This is a genomic window from Burkholderia sp. ABCPW 14, from assembly GCF_001523835.1.
GTDB classification, from domain to species: Bacteria; Pseudomonadota; Gammaproteobacteria; order Burkholderiales; family Burkholderiaceae; genus Burkholderia; species Burkholderia mayonis.
The window spans coordinates 80,643-103,824 of the sequence record NZ_LOVS01000072.1 but is presented as its reverse complement, the minus strand read 5'-3'; the positions used below and the strand labels follow the sequence as shown (position 1 = coordinate 103,824).

General features: G+C 67.7%; 22 protein-coding genes. 7 read left to right on the top strand and 15 right to left on the bottom strand.

Going from position 1 to position 23,182, the window contains the following annotated elements; genetic code table 11:
* Nucleotides 1-17: 17 nt before the first annotated feature.
* The 11 genes from WS62_RS11160 to WS62_RS33310 form a co-directional block, all read right to left on the bottom strand.
* Complete coding sequence (locus tag WS62_RS11160) at nt 18-749, bottom strand: ABC transporter ATP-binding protein (RefSeq protein WP_066570894.1); 732 nt, start codon at nt 747-749, stop codon at nt 18-20.
* The gene (locus WS62_RS11155) at nt 739-1,461 is read right to left on the bottom strand and encodes an ABC transporter ATP-binding protein (RefSeq protein WP_066570893.1); all 723 of its coding nucleotides are present in this window, start codon (nt 1,459-1,461) and stop codon (nt 739-741) included. The genes WS62_RS11160 and WS62_RS11155 overlap by 11 nt, the downstream gene beginning before the upstream one ends.
* Nucleotides 1,458-2,507 carry a branched-chain amino acid ABC transporter permease gene (locus tag WS62_RS11150; protein ID WP_066570892.1) on the bottom strand — a complete coding sequence of 350 codons (1,050 nt, stop codon included), beginning with the start codon at nt 2,505-2,507 and terminating at the stop codon, nt 1,458-1,460. The genes WS62_RS11155 and WS62_RS11150 overlap by 4 nt, the downstream gene beginning before the upstream one ends.
* On the bottom strand, nt 2,504-3,382 hold the full coding sequence (locus tag WS62_RS11145) for a branched-chain amino acid ABC transporter permease (protein WP_066570891.1): 879 nt from the start codon (nt 3,380-3,382) through the stop codon (nt 2,504-2,506). The genes WS62_RS11150 and WS62_RS11145 overlap by 4 nt, the downstream gene beginning before the upstream one ends.
* Nucleotides 3,383-3,386: 4 nt before the next feature.
* The gene (locus WS62_RS11140) at nt 3,387-4,646 is read right to left on the bottom strand and encodes an ABC transporter substrate-binding protein (RefSeq protein WP_082720875.1); all 1,260 of its coding nucleotides are present in this window, start codon (nt 4,644-4,646) and stop codon (nt 3,387-3,389) included.
* A gap of 135 nt (nt 4,647-4,781) precedes the next feature.
* Nucleotides 4,782-6,287, bottom strand: coding sequence for an aldehyde dehydrogenase family protein (locus WS62_RS11135; protein ID WP_066570889.1), 1,506 nt, complete (start codon nt 6,285-6,287; stop codon nt 4,782-4,784).
* A 49-nt stretch (nt 6,288-6,336) separates the two neighbouring features.
* A complete protein-coding gene (locus WS62_RS11130; protein ID WP_066570957.1) occupies nt 6,337-6,729 on the bottom strand; it encodes a nuclear transport factor 2 family protein in 393 nt (130 codons plus the stop codon).
* A gap of 10 nt (nt 6,730-6,739) precedes the next feature.
* Nucleotides 6,740-7,531, bottom strand: a complete 792-nt coding sequence (locus WS62_RS11125; RefSeq protein WP_066570888.1) for a molybdenum cofactor biosynthesis F family protein — start codon at nt 7,529-7,531, stop codon at nt 6,740-6,742.
* 44 nt (nt 7,532-7,575) lie between these two features.
* Nucleotides 7,576-8,373, bottom strand: coding sequence for an SDR family NAD(P)-dependent oxidoreductase (locus WS62_RS11120; protein WP_066570887.1), 798 nt, complete (start codon nt 8,371-8,373; stop codon nt 7,576-7,578).
* 80 nt (nt 8,374-8,453) lie between these two features.
* The gene (locus tag WS62_RS11115; protein ID WP_066570886.1) at nt 8,454-10,124 is read right to left on the bottom strand and encodes a GMC family oxidoreductase; all 1,671 of its coding nucleotides are present in this window, start codon (nt 10,122-10,124) and stop codon (nt 8,454-8,456) included.
* A gap of 550 nt (nt 10,125-10,674) precedes the next feature.
* Nucleotides 10,675-10,872 carry a DUF2087 domain-containing protein gene (locus WS62_RS33310; protein ID WP_231748262.1) on the bottom strand — a complete coding sequence of 66 codons (198 nt, stop codon included), beginning with the start codon at nt 10,870-10,872 and terminating at the stop codon, nt 10,675-10,677.
* On the opposite strand from WS62_RS33310, the gene WS62_RS37380 reads away from it, so the two are divergent.
* On the top strand, nt 10,848-11,039 hold the full coding sequence (locus tag WS62_RS37380; protein WP_197422813.1) for a hypothetical protein: 192 nt from the start codon (nt 10,848-10,850) through the stop codon (nt 11,037-11,039). The two genes, WS62_RS33310 and WS62_RS37380, sit on opposite strands and share 25 nt — an antisense overlap.
* Nucleotides 11,040-11,295: 256 nt before the next feature.
* Here the strand turns inward: WS62_RS37380 and WS62_RS39025 are convergent, their stop codons facing one another.
* Nucleotides 11,296-11,502, bottom strand: a complete 207-nt coding sequence (locus WS62_RS39025; RefSeq protein ID WP_442855073.1) for an IS4/Tn5 family transposase DNA-binding protein — start codon at nt 11,500-11,502, stop codon at nt 11,296-11,298.
* 406 nt (nt 11,503-11,908) lie between these two features.
* Here WS62_RS39025 and WS62_RS11110 point away from each other — a divergent pair, with 406 nt between their 5' ends.
* The 3 genes from WS62_RS11110 (at nt 11,909) to WS62_RS36260 (ending at nt 14,323) form a co-directional block, all read left to right on the top strand.
* Nucleotides 11,909-12,250, top strand: coding sequence for a PadR family transcriptional regulator (locus WS62_RS11110; protein ID WP_004541887.1), 342 nt, complete (start codon nt 11,909-11,911; stop codon nt 12,248-12,250).
* The gene (locus WS62_RS11105; protein ID WP_066570885.1) at nt 12,247-13,425 is read left to right on the top strand and encodes a DUF1700 domain-containing protein; all 1,179 of its coding nucleotides are present in this window, start codon (nt 12,247-12,249) and stop codon (nt 13,423-13,425) included. Before WS62_RS11110 ends, WS62_RS11105 begins: the two co-directional genes overlap by 4 nt.
* A gap of 709 nt (nt 13,426-14,134) precedes the next feature.
* A complete protein-coding gene (locus WS62_RS36260; protein WP_156440952.1) occupies nt 14,135-14,323 on the top strand; it encodes a hypothetical protein in 189 nt (62 codons plus the stop codon).
* A gap of 152 nt (nt 14,324-14,475) precedes the next feature.
* Here the strand turns inward: WS62_RS36260 and WS62_RS11100 are convergent, their stop codons facing one another.
* From WS62_RS11100 to WS62_RS11090, 3 genes are all read right to left on the bottom strand, one after another.
* A complete protein-coding gene (locus WS62_RS11100) occupies nt 14,476-15,465 on the bottom strand; it encodes a fatty acid desaturase family protein (protein ID WP_066570884.1) in 990 nt (329 codons plus the stop codon).
* Nucleotides 15,466-15,491: 26 nt separating this feature from the next.
* Complete coding sequence (locus WS62_RS11095; protein WP_066570883.1) at nt 15,492-16,328, bottom strand: PaaX family transcriptional regulator C-terminal domain-containing protein; 837 nt, start codon at nt 16,326-16,328, stop codon at nt 15,492-15,494.
* A 590-nt stretch (nt 16,329-16,918) separates the two neighbouring features.
* Nucleotides 16,919-17,995 (bottom strand): GlxA family transcriptional regulator, encoded by a 1,077-nt coding sequence (locus WS62_RS11090; RefSeq protein ID WP_066570882.1) that lies wholly within the window; start codon nt 17,993-17,995, stop codon nt 16,919-16,921.
* A 110-nt stretch (nt 17,996-18,105) separates the two neighbouring features.
* On the opposite strand from WS62_RS11090, the gene WS62_RS11085 reads away from it, so the two are divergent.
* From WS62_RS11085 to WS62_RS11070, 3 genes are all read left to right on the top strand, one after another.
* Nucleotides 18,106-19,242, top strand: coding sequence for an acyl-CoA dehydrogenase family protein (locus WS62_RS11085; RefSeq protein WP_066570881.1), 1,137 nt, complete (start codon nt 18,106-18,108; stop codon nt 19,240-19,242).
* A gap of 414 nt (nt 19,243-19,656) precedes the next feature.
* The gene (locus WS62_RS11075; protein WP_066570879.1) at nt 19,657-20,862 is read left to right on the top strand and encodes an acetyl-CoA C-acetyltransferase; all 1,206 of its coding nucleotides are present in this window, start codon (nt 19,657-19,659) and stop codon (nt 20,860-20,862) included.
* A 12-nt stretch (nt 20,863-20,874) separates the two neighbouring features.
* The gene (locus WS62_RS11070; protein ID WP_066570878.1) at nt 20,875-22,998 is read left to right on the top strand and encodes a 3-hydroxyacyl-CoA dehydrogenase NAD-binding domain-containing protein; all 2,124 of its coding nucleotides are present in this window, start codon (nt 20,875-20,877) and stop codon (nt 22,996-22,998) included.
* The last annotated feature ends 184 nt before the right edge of the window (nt 22,999-23,182 follow it).

Genomic DNA, 23,182 nt, shown 5'->3' with positions numbered 1-23,182 from the left:
CGCTTCCTTCGGAAGCATCAAGCCGCGCTCGCGCCGCTTCCCTTCGACGCCAGATAGCTGCCGTGCAGAATCTCCGGCCGCTCGCGCAGCGTCTGCGCGCTGCCGGCGAACGCGACGCGTCCGCGTTCGAGCACATATGCGTCGGTCGCGAGCGCGAGCGCGATCGTCGTGAACTGCTCGATCAGCAGCACCGCGACGCCCTGCTTCGCGATCTGCGCGACGGTCTGCGCGAGACGCTTCGTCACGGTCGGCGCGAGGCCGAGCGACAGCTCGTCGATCAGCAGCGTGTGCGGCTCGCCGATCAGCGCTTGCGACACGCACACCATCTGCTTCTGTCCGCCCGATAGATCGTTGCTGCGCGCATCGAGCTTGGGCTTCAGCTCCGGGAAGATCGCGAGCATGCGTTCGATCGCATCGTTCAGCCGTCGCGTCGGCAGAAACGCGCCCGCGGCGCGCAGGTTGTCGCGCACCGACAGATCGCCGAGCACGCGATGTCCTTCCGGCACGACCGCGATCCCGCGACGACGCACCGCTTCCGGCCGCAGCGCGCCGAGCGGCGCGCCGTCGAGCAGCACGTCGCCCGACGTGGCGGGCTGCACGCCGGCAATGCTCATCACGAGCGTCGACTTGCCGGCGCCGTTCGCGCCGACGAGCGCCGTCACCCGGCCGGGCGCGACCGCGAGCGACACGCCGTGCAGCACGGGCTTGTTCGCGCGATGGACGACGAGGTCTTTCACTTCAAGCTGCATGATCGTCGGCCTCCTTGCCGAGATACGCGCTGCGCACGAGCGGATCGTCGAGCACCGCGCGCGTCGGCCCAAGCGCGAGCCGCTTGCCGAAGTCGAGCACGAGCGTCTCGGCGCACACGGCGTCGATCAGATCGACGTCGTGATCGATCAGCAGCACTTGCGCGCCGGTGAGTTCTGGAATGCGAACGATCACGTCGCGCAGCCGATCCGCTTCCGATTCGTTCAAGCCGGCGCCCGGCTCGTCGAGCAGCAGCAGACGCGGCTCGCCGACGAGCGCCTTGCCGAGCTCGAGCATCCGCCGCTGATACAGGTTGAGCGCCGCCCCCGGCACGGGCGCGACGTCGGCGAGGCCGACGAGTTCGAGTGCGCGCACGGTGTCGTCGCGCGCCGCGAGCGCCGGCATCACGTGCTCGGCGAGCGCGAGCACGTTGTCGTAAACGGTCAGATCCTCGACGATCTGTTCGGTCTGGAACGTACGCCGCACGCCTGCGCGCACGCGCTCGGTGACGGACAGCCCGAGCAGCGCGCGGCCGTCGAGCGCGACGCTGCCCGCGCGCGGCCGCAGAAAGCCGCTCAGCACGTTGAGCAGCGTCGTCTTGCCCGCGCCGTTCGGGCCGATCAGTCCGCACACGGGCGCGGCGAGTGTCGCGTCGAGCGAATCGAGCACGCGCGTGCCGCCGAACTGCACGATCAGGTTCGAGATCTCGATCATCGCGTGCCTCCGTCGCGCGCGCCGAACGCACGCGCGATGCGCGATGCGAGTCCGGCAAGCTGTCCGGCGATGCCGGCGGGCGCCGTGATCAGCGCGTGCAGGAGCGCGGCGCCGAAGAAGATCATCGCGAGATAGCCGTTCACGCCGAAGTCGGTCAGGAGCCCCGGCACCGCGCGCAGCAGGAGCCCGGTGATCAGTGCGCCGAACCAGTGGTAGACGCCGCCGACGACCGACAGCGCGAACAGCAGCACCGATTCCGATGCGGCGAACGCGCGCCCGTCGAGCTGGCCGACGGTGCCCGCGAGCAGGCCGCCGGACAGCCCGGCGAGCAGTCCCGCGAGCCCGAATGCCCAGGTCTGATAGAGGACGACGTTCACGCCGGCCGCGAGCGCCGTTGTTTCGCCGCGCCGGATCAGCGCCCACGAGCGTCCCGCCTTCGAGCGGCGATGCAGCTCGATCAACGCGAACGCGAGCGCGGCCCATGCGGCGACGTAGCGGAAGTACGCGGCGTCGCTCTGGCCGAGGAGCGGCCTCGCCATCATCTGCCGCGCGCCGAACGACAGATGGCCGGCGAAGCCGCCGCCGCCGTCCGGAAAGCCGATCGCGGACACGACGACCTGAAACCCGCCCGCCATCATCAGCGTGACGAGCGCGAGATAGAGGCCGCGCAGGCGCAGCGCGGGCAGCCCGGCGATCATCCCGATCGCGCTGCCGCCGACCGCGCCCGCGATCATGCACAGCTCGAACGGCACGCCGAGATGCGCGAGCCGCAGCGCGATCCAGCCGCCGACGCCGAGCAGCGCGTATTGCGACAGACACACGAGCCCGAGCTGCCGATACAGCAGCGCGACGCCCGCGGCGGCGATGCTGACCGTCAGCGCGGACGTCAGCGTCTTGATCCAGTAGGCGTCGGCGAAGGCGGGCACGACGAGCGCGATCGCGGCGAGCGTGCCGAGCGTCGCGACGAGCGGCAGGCGCGCGCCGAACGGACGAACGCGCGCGGCCGCATCGCGCGACGGCGCAGCAAAGGCGAGTGGCGTTTTCATGATTCGTTCGCGGCGTGGCCGATCGATCTGGAGCCGATGAAGAGCATCGCGACGAGCGCGATCAGGAACGGCGTCGCGCTGCGGTACTGCGCGAAGCCGGGCACGGTGATCGCAAGCGCCTCGGCGAGGCCGATCGCGATGCCGGCCGCGACCGTCGCGGGCAGCGACGCGAGGCGGCCGACGATCGCCGCGGCGAACGCCGGGATCACGAGGAACGTGAGCACCGCTGCCTGCAGGCGCACGAGATTCGCGAGCAACAGGCCCGTGATGCCCGCGAACACGCCGGAGATCACCCACGCGGCGACGTCGACGCGCAGCACGCGAATGCCGAGCAGCCCGCTCAAGTGCCGGTTGTTCGATAGCGCGCGCATCTGGAGCCCCAGCCGCGTGCGTGCGAGCACGACGCCGATCGCCGCCATCATCGCGAACGCGAGGCCGAGGCCGACGATTCGCGTGTACGTGAAGCGGACGTCGCCGAAGTCGAGCGCCTCGCTGTCGGTCGGCAGCACGAGGCGACGCGGCGTGTCGCCCCAATACCACTCGCAGAAGCCGAGCAGGATCAGCGCGAAGCCGAGCGTCGCGACGCTGCGCACGACGCGATCGCGCGCGGCGAGACGCGGCGCGAGCACGAGGCCGTAGACGAGCGACGCCGCGGTCGACGCGGCGATCGCCGCGGCCCATGCGAGCGTCTGCGGATAGTCGGCGTCGAGACACGCGGCCGCGACGTATGCGCCCAGCGCGCCCGTCGCGCCGAACGCGAAGTTCAGCACGCCCGATGCGCGATACAGCACGACGAGGCCGACGCCCGACAGCGCATAGACCGCGCCGACGCCGAGCCCGGAGATCAGATATGGAACGAAGTCGATCGCGTTCATGGCGTCAGTGCATCTTCTTTTCGGCCGCGCGGATGTCGGCGAGTTGCGGATCGTCCACCGCCTGGCACGTCGACACCGTTTTCCAGCCCGCGCCCGTCGATTGCGCCATCCGGCCCGCGTTGTTCGCGTTGTGCCGGTCGCCCGCGCCGACGTAGAACGGGCCGCACAGGATGTCGCTGCGGAAGTCCTTCACCTGGCGCAGCGCGGCCGTCACGTGCGTGCGGTCGAGCTGGCTCGCGGGGAGCTTCAGCAACGTGTCGGCCACGAGCCGCGCGGCGAGGTAGCCCGCCTGCGAGAACGTGTCGCGCGGGTCCTTCTTGTCGCCGTACTTGTTCATCACCGCGAGCCAGTTCTGGTTGTCGGGCGTCGACGCGTCGAGCGGCTGGAATTCGAGATTCACGTCGAAGTTGCCTTTCCAGTACGGCCCGATCGCCTTCGGCACGCCGAGGTCGTAGCCGGACGCCGCCGACACGAAATGAATCCGCCGGCCGAGGTTCTGCTGCTCGGCGGCCGACAGGATCGGCACCATCAGCCCCTTCGGCAGCCCGAGCAGGATCGCCTGCGGATTCTTCGACGCGGCCTGCAGCACGACCGACGTCGGATCGGCGGAATCGGGGTCCATCACGATCGTGTCGACGGTCACGCCGTTCTGCTTGCCCCACAGCGCCGGCCCTTCGCACGACCACGCGCCGAGGCTCGGGATGTTCGGTGCGATGCAGACCATCCGCGTCGCCTTGTACTGCTGCTTCGCGTACAGCGCCGCTTCCGTCATCGACAGCCGCGGCCCCATGTTGAGCGGCACGTAGTTGCGCGCGAAATAGCATTCGCGCGGCACGCCGACGCCCGCGATCGCGATCACGTTTTCCTGTTCGTAGAACTTCGCGTTCGCGCCGCATTCGACGAAGCTCGCGTTGCCCGCAAGGGCGAGCACCTTGCGGTCGCGCACGAGCTTCGACGCGACCTGCGACGCCGTCTCCGGATTCCACTGATCGTCTTCGACGAGGTACTGGACCGGCCGGCCGTTGATGCCGCCGTTCGCGTTCACGCATTTGAAATACGCGGCGGCCGCGCGGGCCGACGAGCTGAAGTCGTCGGGACCGGTCTTGCCGACGATCGCGCCGATCGGAATCGGCGCGCCGGTCGCGGGCTTGCCGTTGGCGAGCCCGCAGCTCTGCGCGAACGCGGCATGCTGCGCGAAGAGTCCCGCGGCGCCAATGCATGCGCCGGCGAGCGTGCGCTTCATGTTGGGGGAAAGCGGCTTCATCGTGTCTCCTGGTGTTGTCGTGGGGCGCGGCTCCGCGTGTGGGCCGCGCCCTCGGGTACTGCCTTGACGCTTCGGTGTTGCTCGGGTGTTGCTTCGGTACTGCTTCGATGCTGCTTGGTCGCCGTGCGTCGCGCGTCAGTGCGCGATGCAGACGGACTTGAGCTCGGTGAATTGCTCGAGCGCCGCGCGGCCGAGCTCGCGGCCGTAGCCCGATTGCTTGAAGCCGCCGAACGGCAAATTGTTGTCGAGCATGTTGTGCGTGTTGACCCAGACGATGCCCGCCTTCAGGCGCGGCACGACGCGATGCACGAGCGACAGGTTCTGCGACCACACGCTCGCCGCGAGCCCGAAGTCGGTGTCGTTGGCGAGCCGCACCGCGTCGTCGACGGTGTCGAACGGCGTGACCGTGACGACCGGGCCGAACACTTCTTCGCGCACGATCCGCATCGACGGCGTCGTATCGACGAACACCGTCGGCTTCACGAAATAGCCGCCGTCGAATGCGCGTGCGCCGCCCGTGACGAGTGTCGCGCCCTCCTCCTTCGCGGCGTCGATATGGCCGAGCACGCGCTCGAAGTGCCGCTTCGACACGAGCGGGCCGATCTGCGTGCGCGGATCGAAGCCCGAGCCGATCTTCATCGATTCGGCGGCGGCCGCGATGCCGGCGACGACGCGCTCGAAGTGGCGCTTCTGCACGTACACGCGCGAGCCCGCGGTGCAGACCTGCCCTTGATTGAAGAAGATGCCCTGCGCGGCGCCGCGCGCGGCGATGTCGGGATCGGCGTCGTCGAAAACGATCAGCGGCGACTTGCCGCCGAGTTCGAGCGTGAAGCGCGCCATGCGGTCAACGGCCGCGCGGCCGATCGCCTTGCCGACGCCGACCGAGCCCGTGAACGTGATCTTGTCGACACCCGGATGCGCGACGAGCGCGGCGCCCGCCTCGCCGCCGGTGCCCGTCACGATGTTCAGCACGCCGTCGGGCAGGCCCGCCTGCTGCGCGAGCTCGCCGAGACGCAGCGCGGTGAGCGGCGTTTCCTCCGACGGCTTCAGCACGACCGTGCAGCCGCACGCGAGCGCGGTCGCGACCTTCCACAATGCGATCGCGAGCGGAAAATTCCACGGCACGATTGCGCCGACGACGCCCGCTGCCTCGCGGCGCGTGTATGCGAAATACTCGGTGTCGGCGGGCACGGCGATCGACGTGTCGAGCGTCGAGCCTTCGATCTTCGTCGCCCAGCCGGCCATGTAGCGGACGTATTCGGCGCCGCCCAGCACGTCGATCGCGCGCGCGATGCCGACGAGCTTGCCGGTTTCGAGCGTTTCGAGCGCGGCGAGTTCGTCCGCATGACGCTCGATCAGTTCGGCGAACTGATAAAGCAGCTTCTCGCGGGCCGCGGGGCGCATCCGCGGCCAGTCGCCCGAATCGAATGCGCGTCGCGCGGCGGCGACCGCCGCGTCGACGTCGCGCGCGTCGCTCGCGGCGACTTCGGCGATCGTCATCTCGGTCGCGGGATCGACGACGGGCAGATAGCGGCCCGAGCGCGGCTCGGCCGCGCGTCCGTCGATCCAGTTGCCGAACGCGCGGCGGGCGAGAAAGCCGGATTGGCGTTGATGCTGTGTCGAGAGATCGGCCAGGTTCATGTCAGTCTCGTGCGAAACGGAACGATGGGTTGAAGGGGCGAACGCGCGCTCACGGCTGCATGGCCTCCGCGACGAGCAGCGTGTCGGTGAACTGCTCGAAGCGCACGATCTTGCCCGCTTCGACGCGCCATACGTGCGCGACGCGGCACTCGAACGACTTGCCGGTCCGCTTGTAGGTGCCCGAGTAGCGGCCGACGCCGATTACGGTGTCGCCCGCGTCGTGCAGCGCGTCGAGCTTGAACGTGTAGCCGTCCCACGCTTGGCCGAGGCGCTGGAACACGTTGCGGACGATCTCGTCCGCGCTGCGGTACGTGCCCGCGCACGGGAAGCCCGCCATCTCGGTCCATTCGATCGTCGGTGCGATGTCGGCCATCATCGCGGCCGGGTCGTGCCGGTCTGATGCCGCGTAATGTTCGGCGACGATTTGGTAAGGGGTACGCATCGTGTATTCCTCAGACAGGTTGCGCATCGTCCGGATAGACGGTCTGCGACAGTTTGCGGATGAACGAGCCGGCCGGCCGGTTCGCGATCGCACCTTCGCCCGTTTCGCCGAGGAACTTGCCCGTCGAGCGGCCGGCCGCGAAGTTGAAGACGAACACCGACGCGACCGGAATCAGGAATTCGCGGAAGGTGAACACGTAGAGGTCGTCGGCGAACTTGTAGGTCGTCGCGAGATCGACGTCGCCATGGCCGCGCTGCTCGCCGACGAGGCATTGCCAGCAGTAGCGCGTCGAGCTGAGATACGTGTGCTCGTACGTGTGGTTCGGGCTGTAGACGTTCAGCGTGCGCGTGCCGATCAGGTCGCGCGTCTCGGCGGGCGCGGCGCCGGATGCCCCCGCGTCGAATTCGTCGCCCGCGAGCGTGCCGACCAGGAAATCCTGCGCGACGCGCGGCGCGGCGCCCGCCTCCTCGCGGCTGCGGATGCGCGACAAGATGCCGAGCGCGCGCCGCGTCGCAGTGTCGAACACGAGCGTCAGCGCTTCGGCCGGCCGGCTCTTGAACGTGACGTCGACGAAGAACGTGTCGGGCGCGACTTCGATCGCTTCGTACCAGTCGGTGTCGCTCGCGTCGCCGCGGCGCCATGCGAGCGTATGACCGTCGACGAAATTCGCGGCGAGCACGCCGTTCGGCAGCTCGAACGTCAATGTGCGGCCGACGAGCGCTTGCGTCGCGGGCAGCCGGTTCGTGTCGATGCCGGCCGCGAAGTCTTCGTAGTTTTTCCAGTCCTGCGGTTTGTCGTTCATCGGGGAGGTCCTCGGAAAGACGTGTTTTTCAAGTGGCCGCGCGCTTAGCGCGCGAATTCGATCGTCGGCAGATCGACGGCCGATGCGCCGCCGTCGACCAGGAGCGACGTGCCCGTGATCATCGACGCATACCGCGAGGCCAGATACAGCACCGTGTCGGCGACTTCGTCGGGCTCCGCCGGGCGCCCGAGCGGCACGTCGCGCGTGACGAGCTTATAGGCGTCCTCGCGCGTCGCGAGCCCGTGCGCATCGCGCAGCGCATCCATCTGCTCGTCGGCCATCGCGGTGCGCACCCAGCCGGGGCACACCGCGTTCACGCGCACGCCGGCGCGGCCATAGTCGCGAGCGAGCGAGCGCGTGAGTCCGATCAGCGCATGCTTCGTCGTCACGTAGCCGACGACGTTCGGGCCTGCGAAATGTCCGGCGAGCGACGACAGGATCACGATGTTGCCGCGCCGCTCGATCAGCTCGGGCAGCAACTCGCGTGCGCAGACGAACGCGGTGTCGAGATTCACGCGCGTCGACTGCGCCCACGACGCGTCGTCGGTGTCGAGCGCGCTGCCGACGCCGTGGCCGCCCGCGTTCGCGACGAGCACGTCGACGCGTCCGAACGCCGCGCGTGCTTCGGCGAGCGCGCGCTGCACGTCGCGCGCGTCGGCCGCGTCGGCCGCGACGGCGATCGCGGCGCCGCCGAGCGGTTTTGCCACCGCTTCGAGCGGCTCGCGGCGGCGGCCGAGCAGCACGACCTTGCCGCCCGCTTCGGCGAACCTGCGCGCGACGGCCGCGCCGATGCCGGTGCCGCCGCCCGTGATCAACGCAACCTTGTCGTTGAACGTATGCATTGCTGAGGTCTCCTTGAATTGATCGTGAATACGTGAATACGTGATGACGCGATGACGTGACGCATGCGAACGCGCGACGTTCAGGGCGTGTCGTCCGCATGCAGCGGCGCGGCTTGCCGCACGCTTGCCGTCGCGCGCGCATTCGACGCGCCGGCCGGCGACAGCATGAAGTCCGCGCAGCGCTCGGCGATCATGATCGTCGGCGCGTTCGTATTGCCGGACACGAGCGACGGCATCACCGACGCATCGCAGATCCGCAGTCCGCTGACGCCGCGCACGCGCAGCCGCGAATCGACGACCGAAGCGGGATCGCCGCCCATCCGGCACGTGCCCGACGGGTGATACACGGTCTTCGCGTGCGAGCGCACGTATGCGTCGAGATTGACGCGGCCGCCGTCGGTCGGCAGCATCTCGCCTGAGATCACCTTCGACATCGACGGCATCCGCATGATCTCGCGTGCGAGCGAGAGGCCGCGCACGAGCGTCGCGAAATCGTCCGGATGACTGAGGAAATTGCCGTCGAACAGGATCGGCGCGTGCGGATCGGCGCTGCGCAATCGCACCGTGCCGCGCGACTTCGGCCGCAGGAAGCACGGATTGATCGAGATTCCGTGTCCGGTGAGCGGCTCGCGGCCGACGTCGCCGACGAGCACGGGCAGCACGTGGAACTGCACGTCGGGACGGCCGCCGTTCGCGGTGTCGACGAAGCCGCCGCTTTCGACGACGTTCGACGTGAGGAGCCCTGTATGGAACAGCGTGTACTGGAGCCCGTGACGCAGCGCGTTGAGCCCGCGATCCTGGCCGGCGAGGCTGATCGGTTCGCGCGCGCGGCCGTACAGCGACACTTCGAGGTGATCCTGGAAGTTGAGCCCGACGTCGGGCGCGTCGTGCACGACCGGGATGCCATGCTGCAGCAGTTGATCCGCCGGGCCGACGCCCGACAGCATCAGCAGCTTCGGGCTCGCGAGCGCGCCCGCGGTGAGCACGATCTCGGCGCGCGCGCGAACGAGCCGTTCTTCGCCGTCGCGCACCTGATAACGCACGCCGACCGCGGCGCCGTTCTCGAACACGATGCGCGTGACGAACGCGTCGGTCTCGATCGTCAGCAACGGATCGCGCTTGACCGCGGCGAGATACGTCGCGGCGGTGCTGCCGCGGCGACCCTCGAACGTCGTCGTCTGATAGAAACCGACGCCCGCCTGCGACGCCCCGTTGAAGTCGTCGTTGTACGGCAGCCCGAATTCCTGCGCGCCCTTGATGAACGCCTGGCTCAGCGGATGGCGAAAGCGCGTGTCGCTCACGTGAAGCGGCCCGTCGACGCCGTGCAGCGGCCCCGCGAGCCGCTGGTTGTGCTCGGCGCGCCGAAAGAACGGCAGCACGTCGTCCCAGCCCCAGCCGTCGCAGCCGGCGTCGCGCCAGCCGTCGTAATCGGCGGACGTGCCGCGGATGTAGACCATCGCGTTCACCGAGCTGCCGCCGCCGAGCGTGCGGCCCTGCGGCACGTGCATCCGGCGGCCGGCCGCGTGCGTTTGCGGTTCCGTCTCGTAGACCCAGGTTCGCTTCGTGCCGATCACGCGTACGAAGGTTGCGGGCGTGTGGACGAAGAACGAATTGTCGGGCGGGCCGGCTTCGAGCAGCAGCACACGATGCCCGGCCTTGACGAGCCGGTGCGTGACGACGCAGCCGGCCGAGCCGCCGCCGATCACGATGTAGTCGAATTCCGTCGAGCCGTTGTGGTTTGCCGCCGACATGTGTCGCTTCTCGCTTGGTCGAATGGATGGACAGGCTGCCACTATCGGCTAAATCGGCCGACGTGTGCGCCGTGTGCGCTGTCGGTCAATTCAAACTGCGTTCTGAGCGGAAGACGCTGGCGACGCGCGCGTTGCGCGGCCTTGCGCACAAATCGCAGGCGCGGTCCGTCCCTTTTGGGGTTCTACGCCGGAACCCCAGAAATTTCCATCAATTCCAGCCCCTCTACGAGGGCGTCCAGGTCGATTTTGTTGTTGTTTTGCCTTGACAGGCCTGAATGCGAAGCTATCGAGGCTCAAAGTCCGGTAGGCCAATGCTGCTGCGCTTCCTGCTCGTGGTGCTCGAGCCTGCGCATTCTGCAGGACGCACTCGGCATTGAACTGGCGAAGGCGCTGGTGTCAGCGGGCGTCGTTATAGAGCCAATTCGGGGGCGGCGTAATCGGGCCACCTGAGGGGGCGCAATGAGGCATGGCCGGAAAGCCAGTCCCAGTGCGACTCGCAAACCGATTCGGGTAACTCAAAAAACTAGCAATCAGTTGAATGCCGTCCGCCTTATTGCGATAGAACTCGTCGATATACGTTATCTTGGCGTTGCAGCACACCTCGATCGACAAGATATCGCCTCAGCCGGGCGTAATCGATTGTGAGCAACTGACAGATTTTGGATATCTCCGATTCGGTGTATCGGGTGCCAATCCTGCCGCGTCTGCTGGAGCGCCTTCGCGATGAAAATCGTGCTGTCGCCGGCACCTATCTCGACCACCGTTGCGGGGCGGGTCATGCGGATAAGCGCCGAGATCAGACTGGCGCTGTTCTCGGTACCCATTCCGGGTCTAATCATGTGCACGGGCGTTCCCTCCAGAAATCAATCGCAACATGCCTGCTTCAACAAAGTGGACGATGTTCGGGTGCAGTGATTTCGGTATGCACTGCATAAATCGCTTCCCCGGCGTCGCGGCTCATTGAAATCAATGCTTTACGCAAACTTCACTAAGAAATTTCCGATTTATGCGGAGGTTCCTTTGGGGGCTCGAGATTTGGACGTTTCCGTACCAAGGGCTTCCCTATTGAGTCGCCACATGGATCGGATGCAAATACATTACGCGCTATATCGCGTAAGACAGTGGCCAAAGACCCGCGGTTTGCCGGCCAGTGCGGCTCCAGAATTGCACCCTACTCGGCCTCGCCGTCATCGAAGAAGCGGTACGCCCACCATCGTCTTGCCCCGGCCCGACACGCCTGAGGCACGCCAGCCGTCGGCTTGGCCACCAATCGTTCCGTCAATGTCCTCGCTCGCTTGCTCAGGCGCGCTTCACCAGGAGCGAGGTCAGCAAATTTGGTTTCCGTCCAGCACGATGCTTTCAGGGCCAAGCCATTCACGCAACAAGCGGGAGTAAACGCAGCGTGCCGAAAGTTCACAAGCCCCGGTTTATCTCATTGTCCGACGACGGTTTGTTCCGGCCTACGGGTTGCGGATGGCAGACTTGTGTATAAGGCGACGGGTCGGAGGCCAAACAGACGCAGCAAACGCTTGGCTGCTCGTCACGTCAAGCAACAAGCTGATTGATGTTCACCATGTGGAACGACGCACTTTTCTGGAGTTCCGGCGTTGAACCCGCCTTGGGTGTCACATCGCGCTTTGTGATATACATCGTGCATAAAACAGTACCTTGCATTGGACGATACTGACTGCTATAGTCCGCCCATGTTCGCAGCGGCCTATACGACGGGCCGCCGCAGAACATAGCACAGTACCTTGCAACGCACATTACGCCGGCAGAACGGAATGAAGACCCAGTTGAAGAAAGGCACGCTCGACATGTGCGTGCTCGCCGTGCTGGCGCGGCGAGACAGCTACGCGTACGAACTCGTGTCGACGCTCGCCGAAACGATGGAGATCAGCGAGGGCACGATCTACCCGTTGATGCGACGCCTGCAGGCCGAGGCGTGGGTCACGACTTACCTCGTCGAATCGACGTCGGGGCCGCCGCGCAAGTACTACTCGATTACCGACGCCGGGCGCGCGAGCCTGCGGCAGATGGAGGACGAGTGGCGAAGTTTCGTCGATGAAGTCAACGGCGTGCTGGCGCTGCACGGCACGCGAGCGGACGGAGAGGAACGGCAATGAAGCAGGACGCATTCATCCAGCGGTTGCGGCAGGAACTCGACAGCCTGCCGAAGCGCGAAGTCGACGAGATCGTCGCCGACTACCGCGAATATATCGGCGACGCGCTCGCCGCCGGGCGCGCGGAGGAAGACGTGATCGCCGCACTCGGCGATCCGGCAAAGCTCGCGCGTGAGCTGAAGGCGCAGGCGAACTTCCGGCAATGGGAAGAGCGGCGCTCGTTCGGCAATCTGATGCGCGTCGTCGGCTCGATCGCCGGGCTGGGGTTGCTGCACGTGATCCTGCTCGTGCCGTTCCTGCTGTACATGCTTGTGCTGACGACGGGCTATGTGTTCTTCGGCGCGCTGACGGTCGCGGGGCTCGTCACGCTCGTCGCGTTCGGCAGCCATTACGTGTTCGGCACGCCCGTGCCGGGCGTGCTGCCGTTCGGCGTGGGCACAGGGCAGGTCGACGTCGCGGGCGCGACGGCTGGCAAGGGCGCACCGGAAGGTAAGCAGGCGCAAGGCGGCAAGAGCGCGAAGGATGCGAAAAACGCGAGCGCCGCGGCTGCCGACGCGCGGAACGACGCGAAGGAACTGCGCGTCGACGGCGAGCGCTACGTGCTCGACCTGCACGACGGCAGCCGCGTGTCGATCGTCACGCGCAAGGGCGTGATCGATGCGCGCAAGCAGGACGGCAAGCTCTCGGTCGACGCGACGGGCGACGGCGCGCGCGAGCTGCTCACGACGGGCAAGGACGACACGCTCAGCATTGCGCGCGCCGACGTGATCGCACTCGATCTGAAGAGCGTGAGCGGCGATCAGATGACGGTTGCGAACACGGGCGCGTCGGCGCCGGGGCTGAACGTTCCCGGCATCGCGGGCGGCAACGTGCAGATGACGCCGGACGGCCACGGCGGCGTGCATTTGTCGGTGACGAACGGCGAGAACTCGGTGTCGATCGTCGGCGGCCGGATTACCGTCGACAACGGCAAGCAGCACGTCAGCGTCGCCGCGCCGACAGGCTTCGCGCTCGGCGGCATCGCGTTCGGCTACGGGCTCGCGATGCTGCCGATCGGGATCGTCGGGCTGCTCGTGTGCATCTGGCTGACGCGGGTCACGTGGCGCGCGCTTGTGCGGTATGTGCGGCGACGCATCGATGCGGTGTCGGCGAAGCTCGAGCGGGAGCCGGTGGGGTGAGGTCGAAAGACCCGGGCTGTGGAGAAGGGCGTTCGATTCGGACGCCTTTTTGTTTTGCGGGGGAAGCGGTGCTTCGAGGCGTCGGGCGGCTGTGAAGAAGTGCGGCATGCCTGCGTGCTTGCCGGCTGTGCGGCGGCGGAGCGTTCGAGGGTCTCGGGTGGCGGTCAGAACTTCGCACGGTTCTTCCGCGGCTGGGCGTCTTCTTCAGTGCGACGACACGTGCAAGCTACGGTCCGTGTTTTGGTATTTTGCTTGTATACAAACGTAGTAATAGTCAATAAAGGCTGTGGTTTTCTGTGGATAAGCACCAAGATGCCTTTCGCATCAAGGGCGTATCGAACGGGCAACCCTTTGCATAGAAAATGAACTGTCGCGGGCTGTGAGGAATAACTTTGGGATGCACAGTGCATTCTGTGGATTATCCTCAAATTATCCACTGGATGTGAGCGGGTGTCTGTGCCGCACAAATAGATCAGCCGTCGAACCGTTCGAGGGTTCGACGGCTGGTTTCGTATCATCGCGATACGCGCCGGTTGCGCGGCAGTTCGATCGTCGCGCGCACCATCGGATAGCTCGACGGCGCGCGGACGTACGCATCGGCATCGATGTGCCGGGCATCGAAATCGTCATTTGAAGCGCTGATGGATTTTGTTATTCATTGTGACGCATTGTTTTTCTGACGTGCGTACGATATGTCGATCTTTAATGTATGACTGTCAACAATTGCAATACGTTGATTCCGGACGACATATTGGACAACGGCGAAACAGTTGATGGGAGCGGCATTGCGCGTCGCGGAATCGCCGCATTATTCGGACCGCAAGCGGCTATCCTGGTAAATAAGACGGGCTCGATCGGCGTCGAATCGGGAAATCGGGGGCGTTTGAAATTCAAATAATGGGATTTTTATGCTGCCCAAATGCGCGCAAATCGAATCGGGGCAAAGTGCGGCACAGGCGCGAAGTTCGCGCGGCGGATGCGCATTCCGAGCGGCGGCGATCGGCGATCGGCGATCGGCTCGATGCCGATGCCGATGGCCCGCAGCCGCGCTCAAACCGCCGGCGCCTTCCCGCTGACGGTCTTCAGCACCTGCCAGTAAGACGGCGGCCGCGCGACGCAGCTGCGCTCGCGCAGCATCCGGTGCATCCGCGGCAGGCGGAAGTACGGCACCGACGCCATCAAGTGATGTTCGACGTGGTAGTTCACGCGAATCGGCGCGACGGTGGCGCGCGCGAGCCAGCCGGCGTGCGTCGTGCGCGTGTTGCGCAGCGGATAGTCGCTCGCTTCGAGGCATGCGTGCTCGGCCATCGAGCGGATGCGGATGAAAAGCGGAAACGGCGTGACGTACGACAATACCCACACGCCGTACAGCCACGGATGGCCGCTCGCCCACAGCACGCCGAGCAGGATGCCGTTCGTGATCAGCATGCCGGCCGCGGTGCGGAAGAATGCGAGCGGATAATCCCACCAGCGCCGGCCCGTCTGCGGCAGGCGTTCGATGTCGTTCGTCACCGACCACTTCAGCACGCCCGCGTCCATCAGCACGCGGCCGATCACGAACTTGACGCCCGTCGCGCCGGAGATGTCGCGCAGGCACTTGCGTGCGAGCGACGCGCGCGTCGTCGGCAGACCGGCGACGAGCGACAGGTCGGGATCAGCGCTCGACGACGTCGTCGCGTGGTGCATCAGGTGGTACGGGCGGTACTTGTGCAGCTCGTTCCACACCGGGCGCGCGCACAGCCAGTCGACGAGCACGTCGTTCGCCCAGCGCGTGCGGAACAGCGTGCCGTGCGCGGCGTCGTGCTGGAGGATGCCGAGACAGAGCTGGCGTCCGGCCAGTATCGTCATGCCGGCCACAAGCGCGAGCGCGAAGGCCCAAAGCGGGAAATGCGCACGCGCATACGCAAGGCCCGCGAACGCGAGCCCGATCACCGCCCATGTCGAGCCGACCGCCCATGCGCCGCGCCAGTTCGAGCGCGCGGTCAGTGAGCGGATCTCGTCGCGAGTGAAGAGATCGCGGATGCGGATTCTCTCTGTCATGTCGATGTCTCCTCCAGCGTGTCCCGCTAGTGCAATCGACTGACGGCGGCGGCGCTCGGCGCGGCCGCCGCGGCCGGGCGCTCGCTGTCGAACAACGCGCGCCAGATCCGGTGGCCCACGCCGACGTAGCGTCGCGCGCATTCGATGAATGCGGCGCGCGCGGCCGCATCGACGAACGGCTCCGGCAGCAGCGGATCGAACACGACTTGCCGGATCGCCTTGCCGCCGAGCAGGAACGCCTCGCGCGCGGCGACGTCGAGATCGAGCTCCGGTGCGCGCGCGAGCCAATCTTCGAGCTGCGCGCCGAGCGTGCGGTACGCGTTCGACAGCGCTTCGCCGTCCCACAGCGCGCGGATGCGCGCTTCCTGCGCGGCGTCGAAGCCCATCGCGACGAACACGGCCGCCGCCGGCTCGACGCCGAGCTTCGTCAGCCGCCGGCGCACGGTATCGACGTTGCCTTCGACGTTGTCCGGGCGCACGTACAGGCTCTTGTCCCATTCGCGGAAGCCGAGCATCTCGAGCGCGCGCTCGCGGCGCGCGAGGGCGGTGCGGTCGACGCGGCCGAGCGAGATGCACGACACCATCAGATACGCGCCACTCCAGCGGCGCAGCCGCGTCTCGACGGTGCGCCACGCGGTCAACTCCTCGGACAGCTCGACGGCCGACGGCCCGAGCCGGTAGCTGCCGCGCTCCGCGCCCTCGACGAGCGACTCGGCCGCGAGCCGCGCGAGCGCAACGCGCACGCTGTTTTCGGTGAGGCCGAACAGCCGGCACGCGATGATCGCTTCGCGCACCTGAAGCGGCTCGCCGTCCTTCGCGACCAGCAAATCGAGGATCAGATGTTTCGCGGCAGGTTGCGTCATGGGGAGCGTCTCACGGCTGAAAACGAAAGGTGATTACATGGGATTTATTTATATTGCCTTTTTTGTAATATTTCAACCCGGTCGAGCGATGGATGGCGGGCGATGAAGGCGGTCGGGCCGATGGCCGCGAGTGTTCCGGAAACAGCGGGTGGAACGGTGCCAGCCTTATGGGGCGGGGCAGAGCGCTCATGGTGCGGTGCGGGAGGGGCGTGGCGACGAAGGGTTTGCGCGCCGCACGGCTGCCGCGAACGGTGAGGTGATCGGCGGAAACGGTGAGAACGGCGTCGGCCGGCGCGCGTCGGCGGCGGCGGCGCGGTCGAGGAAAGGCCCTGAATTGGCCGTAAACCCAAGCGCGCCATGGTCGGCGGCGGCGTTCCCGGCCGAGAGGCGAAGCTGATCCGGGAGAAGGCCCTGAGCGGCGGGCGAGCGCGTCGATGCTCGTCATGCGTTGCCGCGGCAAGGCGACACGCGATTCGGCGCCACTCGCCACCCGCCACCCGCCCCTCAACGCCCACTGCCCACTGCCCACTGCCCACTGCCCACTGCCCACTGCCCACCGCCCACTGCCCACCGCCCACCGCCCACCGGCGTCAAACGGAATCCGCCCCGCCGCCCGAGACCGTCCCCGCACTGCCCGCAGCGTCTCCGTCCGCCGCGTCCCGCCGCGCATCCGGCCGATGCCGATTCCGATACTGAATCGGGCTGCATCCTTGCCCCGCGAGAAACGCATGGCTCAACGCGCTCGTGCTCGCGAAGCCGCATTCGTCGGCGATGTGATCGAGCGTCATCTGGCTCGTGCGCAGCAGGAACGCGGCGAGCTCGACGCGCAGCACGGCGACGTAGCGCCGCAACGTGAGCCCCGTGGCGGCGGCGAAGCGGCGCGATAGCGTGCGCTCGCTCATCGCCGCGCGTGCGGCGAGCTCGGCGAGTGTCGGCGGATGCGCGAGCGCGCGCTCGACGATGTCCTGGATCGCGAGCACCGGCCCGTCGCCGTGCCGCTTGTACTGCGCGGCCCACACGGCCATGTGCTCGTACGACGGCAGCGCCTGCGTGAGCGCGACCTTGAGCAACTGCTGCGACACACCCGCGCCGAAGCAGTAGTCGATTACGTATGCGCACGCGTCGACGGCCGGATTGATCCCGCTCACCGTGATGAGCCGCCCGTCGACGACGAGCGGCTTCGACGGCGTGTAGCGCACCGCCGGAAAATGCCGCGCGAACAGCGTGCGCTCGCTCGGCAGCCCGGTCGCGCCGCGGCCGTCGAGGAGCCCGGCCTTCGCGAGGAGCGGCGCGGCGTTGAGCCCGACGACGAGCGCGCCCGCCGCGTAGCGCCGGCGCAGCCAGTCGATGAAGACGCGCTCGACCGCGTCGATCTGCTCGTCGGGCATGAACTGCGCGGGGACGATCACGACTTCGTGCGCATCGGCGTCACGAAGCGCGGCCGTCGCCGGCACGTCGATTCCGCCGATCGTCTGCACCGGCCGGCCGTCGTGCGACAGGATCGCGATGTCGAACAGCCGGCTGTTCACGACGTCGCGGCTGCGCGCCTTCATCGTGCCGGCGAGCAGCAGCATTTCCTGCGTGAGGAACACGTAGCCGCCCAGGAGCCGCGGCGGCAGAAGGATCGCGACTCCCGGCCGGCCGGCGCCGCGTGGCTGCTTTTTCATATCAAGAAAATGGCGTTTCGGATCAACGCAGATTGTCCCGGACTTGCTCAAATACCGCAAACAGCAGGTCGCCGACGCCGGCCGCCATGCGATCACTCACTGGAGACGCCATGATTCCCCGCACCATCTTCGACGAAGAGCACGAGCAGTTCCGCGAGTCCGTCCGCCGTTTCATCGAGTCCGAAGTGATGCCGCACCACGAGCGCTGGGAAGACCAGGGCTACGTGGACCGCGACGTGTGGCGCAAGGCCGGCGAGGCCGGCTACCACTGCGCGAGCATGCCCGAGGCGTACGGCGGCGCGGGCGCCGACATCCGCTACAGCGTCGTGCTGTTCGAGGAAATCGCGCGCGCGGGCGCGTCGGGGCTCGGCTTCGGGCTGCATTCGGAGATCGTCGCGCCGTACATCCTCCATTACGGCAGCGACGCGCTCAAGGAGCGCTACCTGCCGAAGCTCGCGAGCGCCGAGATGATCGGCGCGATCGCGATGACCGAGCCGGGCGCGGGCTCCGACCTGCAAGGCGTGCGGACCACCGCCGTGCGCGACGGCGACCACTACGTGCTCAACGGCTCGAAGATCTTCATCACGAACGGCTGGCACGCGGATGTCGTGATCGTCGTCGCGCGCACGACGCCCGAAGGCGGCTCGAAGGGCACGAGCCTGTTCGTCGTCGATACGGAGATGGCGGGCTTCAGCAAGGGCAAGCGGCTGAAGAAGGTCGGCATGAAGGCGCAGGATACGTCCGAGCTGTTCTTCGACGGCGTGCGCGTGCCCGCCGGGAACCTGCTCGGCGAAGAGAACCGCGGCTTCGTCTATCTGATGCAGGAGCTGCCGTGGGAGCGGCTGCAGATCGCGATCAGCGCGATTGCGTCGGCCGAGGCGGCGCTCGCGTGGACGCTCGACTACACGCGCGACCGCCGCGCGTTCGGCCGCGCGGTGATCGACTTCCAGACGAGCCGTCATGCGCTCGCCGAGCTGAAGAGCGAGATTCAGGTCGGCCGCGTGTTCGTCGACAAGTGCATCGAGCTGCAGCTCGCGGGCAAGCTCGACGCGGCCACCGCGTCGATGGCGAAGTACTGGACGACCGAGTTGCAGTTCAAGGTGATCGACCGCTGCGTGCAACTGCACGGCGGCTATGGCTACATGTGGGAGTACCGGATCGCGCGCGCGTGGGCCGATTCCCGCGTGCAGCAGATCTACGGCGGCACGAACGAAATCATGAAGGAGCTGATCGCGCGCACGCTGTGACGGCGCGGCCGTGATGCGCGGGCTCACGGGCCGGTGCAGCCGCGCGTCACGGCTCGATCGGCGATCCGCGCTTCGTCATGCTGCTCGACGCGAGCGTATCGGCTGCGCGGTCGATGCCGGTTCGGCGCTGCGGCGGACTGCCGTTCCCGTTCAGTCGGCCGTTCGCGCGGCGCGCGAATCGGCCCGCCGATCGGTCCGTGGCTGGTTCGCCGACGGGGCTGCCGACGGGTTCGTCGACGAGGCCGCTGGTCGGCCGACCGGCTGAACGTCCCGACGGAAAGGCGCCGACGAGCAGGACCCGACGAGCAAGCACCGACCAGCAAGACCCGACAAGAACGCCCCGGCCGGCAGTGCGACCCGGCCGACTCGACCGCCGTCCCAGCCGGCTGTCCCCATCGACCCAAGGAACGATCCATGGAAGCCTACATCTTCGACGCCGTGCGCACGCCGCGCGGCAAAGGCAAGAAGGACGGCAGCCTGCACGGCGTCACGCCGCTGCGGCTTGCCGAAACCGCGCTGCGCGCGATCCGCGACCGCAACGACCTTGACACGCGTCTCGTCGACGATGTCGTGCTCGGCTGCGTCGAGCCCGTCGGCGAGCAGGGCGCGTGCATCGGCCGCGTCGCGGTGCTCGCGGCCGGCTACGCGGAGACGGCCGCGGGCGTGCAGATCAACCGCTTCTGCGCGTCGGGCCTCGAAGCGTGCAACATGGCCGCCGCGCAGGTGATGTCCGGCCAGTCGGACATGGCGATCGGCGGCGGCGTCGAAAGCATGTCGCGCGTGCCGATGGGCTCGAGCGGCGGCGCATGGCCGGTCGATCCGGCGATCGCGATTCCGAGCTACTTCGTGCCGCAGGGCGTGTCGGCCGATACGATCGCGACGAAGTGGGGCTACAGCCGCACCGATGTCGACGCGTACGCGGTCGAGAGCCACCGGCGCGCACACGCGGCGACGCAGGCCGGCCGGTTCGCGCGCTCGATCGTGCCGGTGCGTGACGCGAACGGCCTCACGATCCTCGATCGCGACGAAACGATCCGCCCGCAGACGACGCTCGACACGCTCGCGACGCTCAAGCCGTCGTTCGCCGAGCTGGGCGAGCTGTATGGCTTCGACGCGGTGATCCGCCAGCGCTATCCGGAGCTCGAACGGATCGAGCACGTGCATCACGCGGGCAACAGTTCGGGGATCGTCGACGGCGCGGCGGCCGTGCTGATCGGCACGCTGGAAGCGGGCAAGCGTGCGGGCCTCACGCCGCGCGCGCGGATTCGCTCGTTCGCGAGCATCGGCTCGGAGCCTTCGATCATGCTGACGGGGCCGAGCTACGCGGCCGAGAAGGCGCTGAAGCGCGCCGGCATGCGCGCGGCCGACATCGATCTCTACGAGCTGAACGAAGCGTTCGCGTCGGTCGTGCTGCGCTTCATCGACGTGATGTCGATTTCGCACGACCGGATCAACGTGAACGGCGGCGCGATCGCGTTGGGCCATCCGCTCGGCGCGACGGGCGCGATGATTCTCGGCACGCTGCTCGACGAGCTCGAGCGGCGCGGCGCGGGGACGGGCCTCGCGACGCTGTGCGTCGGCGCCGGCATGGGCACGGCGACCATCATCGAACGGATTTGACGGGGGACCACCATGATCGATTACACGCTCGATGACGACGGCATCGCGACCCTCACCTGGAACCTGCCGGACCGCAGCCAGAACGTGCTGAACGGCGCAAGCTGCGAGGCGTTTTTCGCGGCGGCGGCGCGCGCGCTTCAGGATGTGGCGGTGAAGGGGATTCTCGTCACGTCGGCGAAGCCCGACTTCATCGCGGGCGGCGACCTCGAATGGCTGCAGGCGAGCAGCGACGCCGCGACGCTCTTCGACCGCACGTGCGAATTGCACCGCGCGCTGCGCGCGCTCGAAACGGGCGGCAAGCCGGTTGCGATCGCGATGCCGGGCTCGGCGCTCGGCGGCGGATTGGAGATCGCGCTCGCGGGCCATTATCGCGTCGCGGCCGACAACCCGAAGGCGCGTTTCGGGCTGCCCGAAGTGACGCTCGGCCTGCTGCCGGGCGGCGGCGGCACGCAGCGCCTGCCGCGGCTGATCGGCATTCAGGCGTCGCTGCCGCTCTTGCTCGAAGGCAAGCGGCTGAAGGCGGCCGACGCGCTGAAGGCGGGCATCGTGCACGCGGTCGTGCCGGCGGGCGAGGAGATCGCCGTCGCGCGCGCGTGGCTGCTCGACGCGAGCCGCCGCACCGCGACGCAGCCGTGGGACGCGAAGGGCTTCAAGATTCCGGGCGGCGCGGTGACGCACCCGGCCGTCCAGCAGGTGTTCATGGCGGCGAACGCGCTCGCGCGGCAGAAGACGTACGGCAACTATCCGGCCGTCGCGAGCATCCTGTCGTGCGTGTACGAAGGCCTGCTGACGGACCTCGACACGGGCCTGAAGACGGAAGCGCGCTACTTCGTGAAGGCGGTGCTGTCGCCGGAAGCGAAGGCGATGATCCGCACGCTGTTCTTCGGGATGAACGAGGCGAACAAGCTCGCCGCGCGGCCGGCCGGCGTGCCGACGCAGCGCTACCGGAAGATCGGCGTGCTTGGCGCGGGGATGATGGGCGCGGGCATCGCGTACGTGAGCGCGAAGGCGGGGCTCGACGTCGTGCTGATCGATACGAGCGACGAAGCGGCCGCGCGCGGCAAGGACTATTCGCGCAAGCTCGTCGACAAGCAGGTCCAGCGCGGCCGGCTCGCGCAGGATAAGGCCGACGCGCTCCTCGCGAAGATCACGGCGACGACCGACTTCGCGCGCCTCGACGGCGCGGAGCTCGTGATCGAAGCGGTGTTCGAGGATCGCGCGATCAAGGCCGACGTCACGCGCAGGAGCGAAGCGGTGCTCGCGCCGGACGCGCTCTTCGCGTCGAACACGTCGACGCTGCCGATCACGGGCTTGGCGGAAGCGAGCGCGCGGCCGGCGAACTTCATCGGCCTGCATTTCTTCTCGCCCGTCGACAAGATGCCGCTCGTCGAAGTGATCGTCGGCCGCGACACGAGCGATGCGACGCTCGCGCGCGCGCTCGACTATGTGAAGACGGTCGGCATGACGCCGATCGTCGTCAACGACTCGCGCGGCTTCTACACGAGCCGCGTGTTCTCGACGTACGTGCTCGAAGGCCTCGCGATGCTCGCCGAGGGCGTCGCGCCCGCGCTGATCGAGAGCGCCGGGCTGCTCGCCGGGATGCCGGTCGGGCCGCTCGCGCTGACCGACGAAGTGTCGAGCGAGCTGATCCACAAGATTACGAAGCAGACGCGCGCCGATCTCGGCGACGCGTACGTCGTGCGGCCCGGCGAGGAAGCGGCCGCGCGGATGGTCGAGCTCGGGCGGCTCGGCCGGAAAGCGGGGCAAGGCTATTACGACTATCCTGCGAACGGCGGCAAGAAGGCGCTGTGGCCGGGGCTCGCGGACGCGTTCCCGGTCGCGGCCGAGCAGCCGGACGTGACGACGCTGATCGACCGGCTGGTGACGGTGCAGGCGGTCGAGACCGCGCGCTGTCTCGAGGAGCGCGTGCTCACGACGGCCCGCGACGCGGACGTCGGCGCGATCCTCGGCTGGGGCTTCCCGGCGTTCCGCGGCGGGCCGATTTCGCACATTCACGGCGTTGGGGTGGACGCGTTCGTCGCGACGTGCGATCGTCTCGCGGCGCAGCACGGTGCGCGCTTCGCCGCGCCGGAGTTGCTGCGCAAGATGGCCGCCGAGCGGCGGACCTTCTACTGAGCCGGACGTTTCGGTGCGCGTGGTGCGCCGGGCGTCATACGGCGAGCGGAATCGCGTCGCGTACCGCATACCGCATACCGCATACCGCATACCGCGTGACGTGTGACGCGTGACGCGTGAGGTTGCGTCGCGTCGCCGAACCACGGTCGGCGCGACCGACGCATCGCGATGCGACGCCGTATCG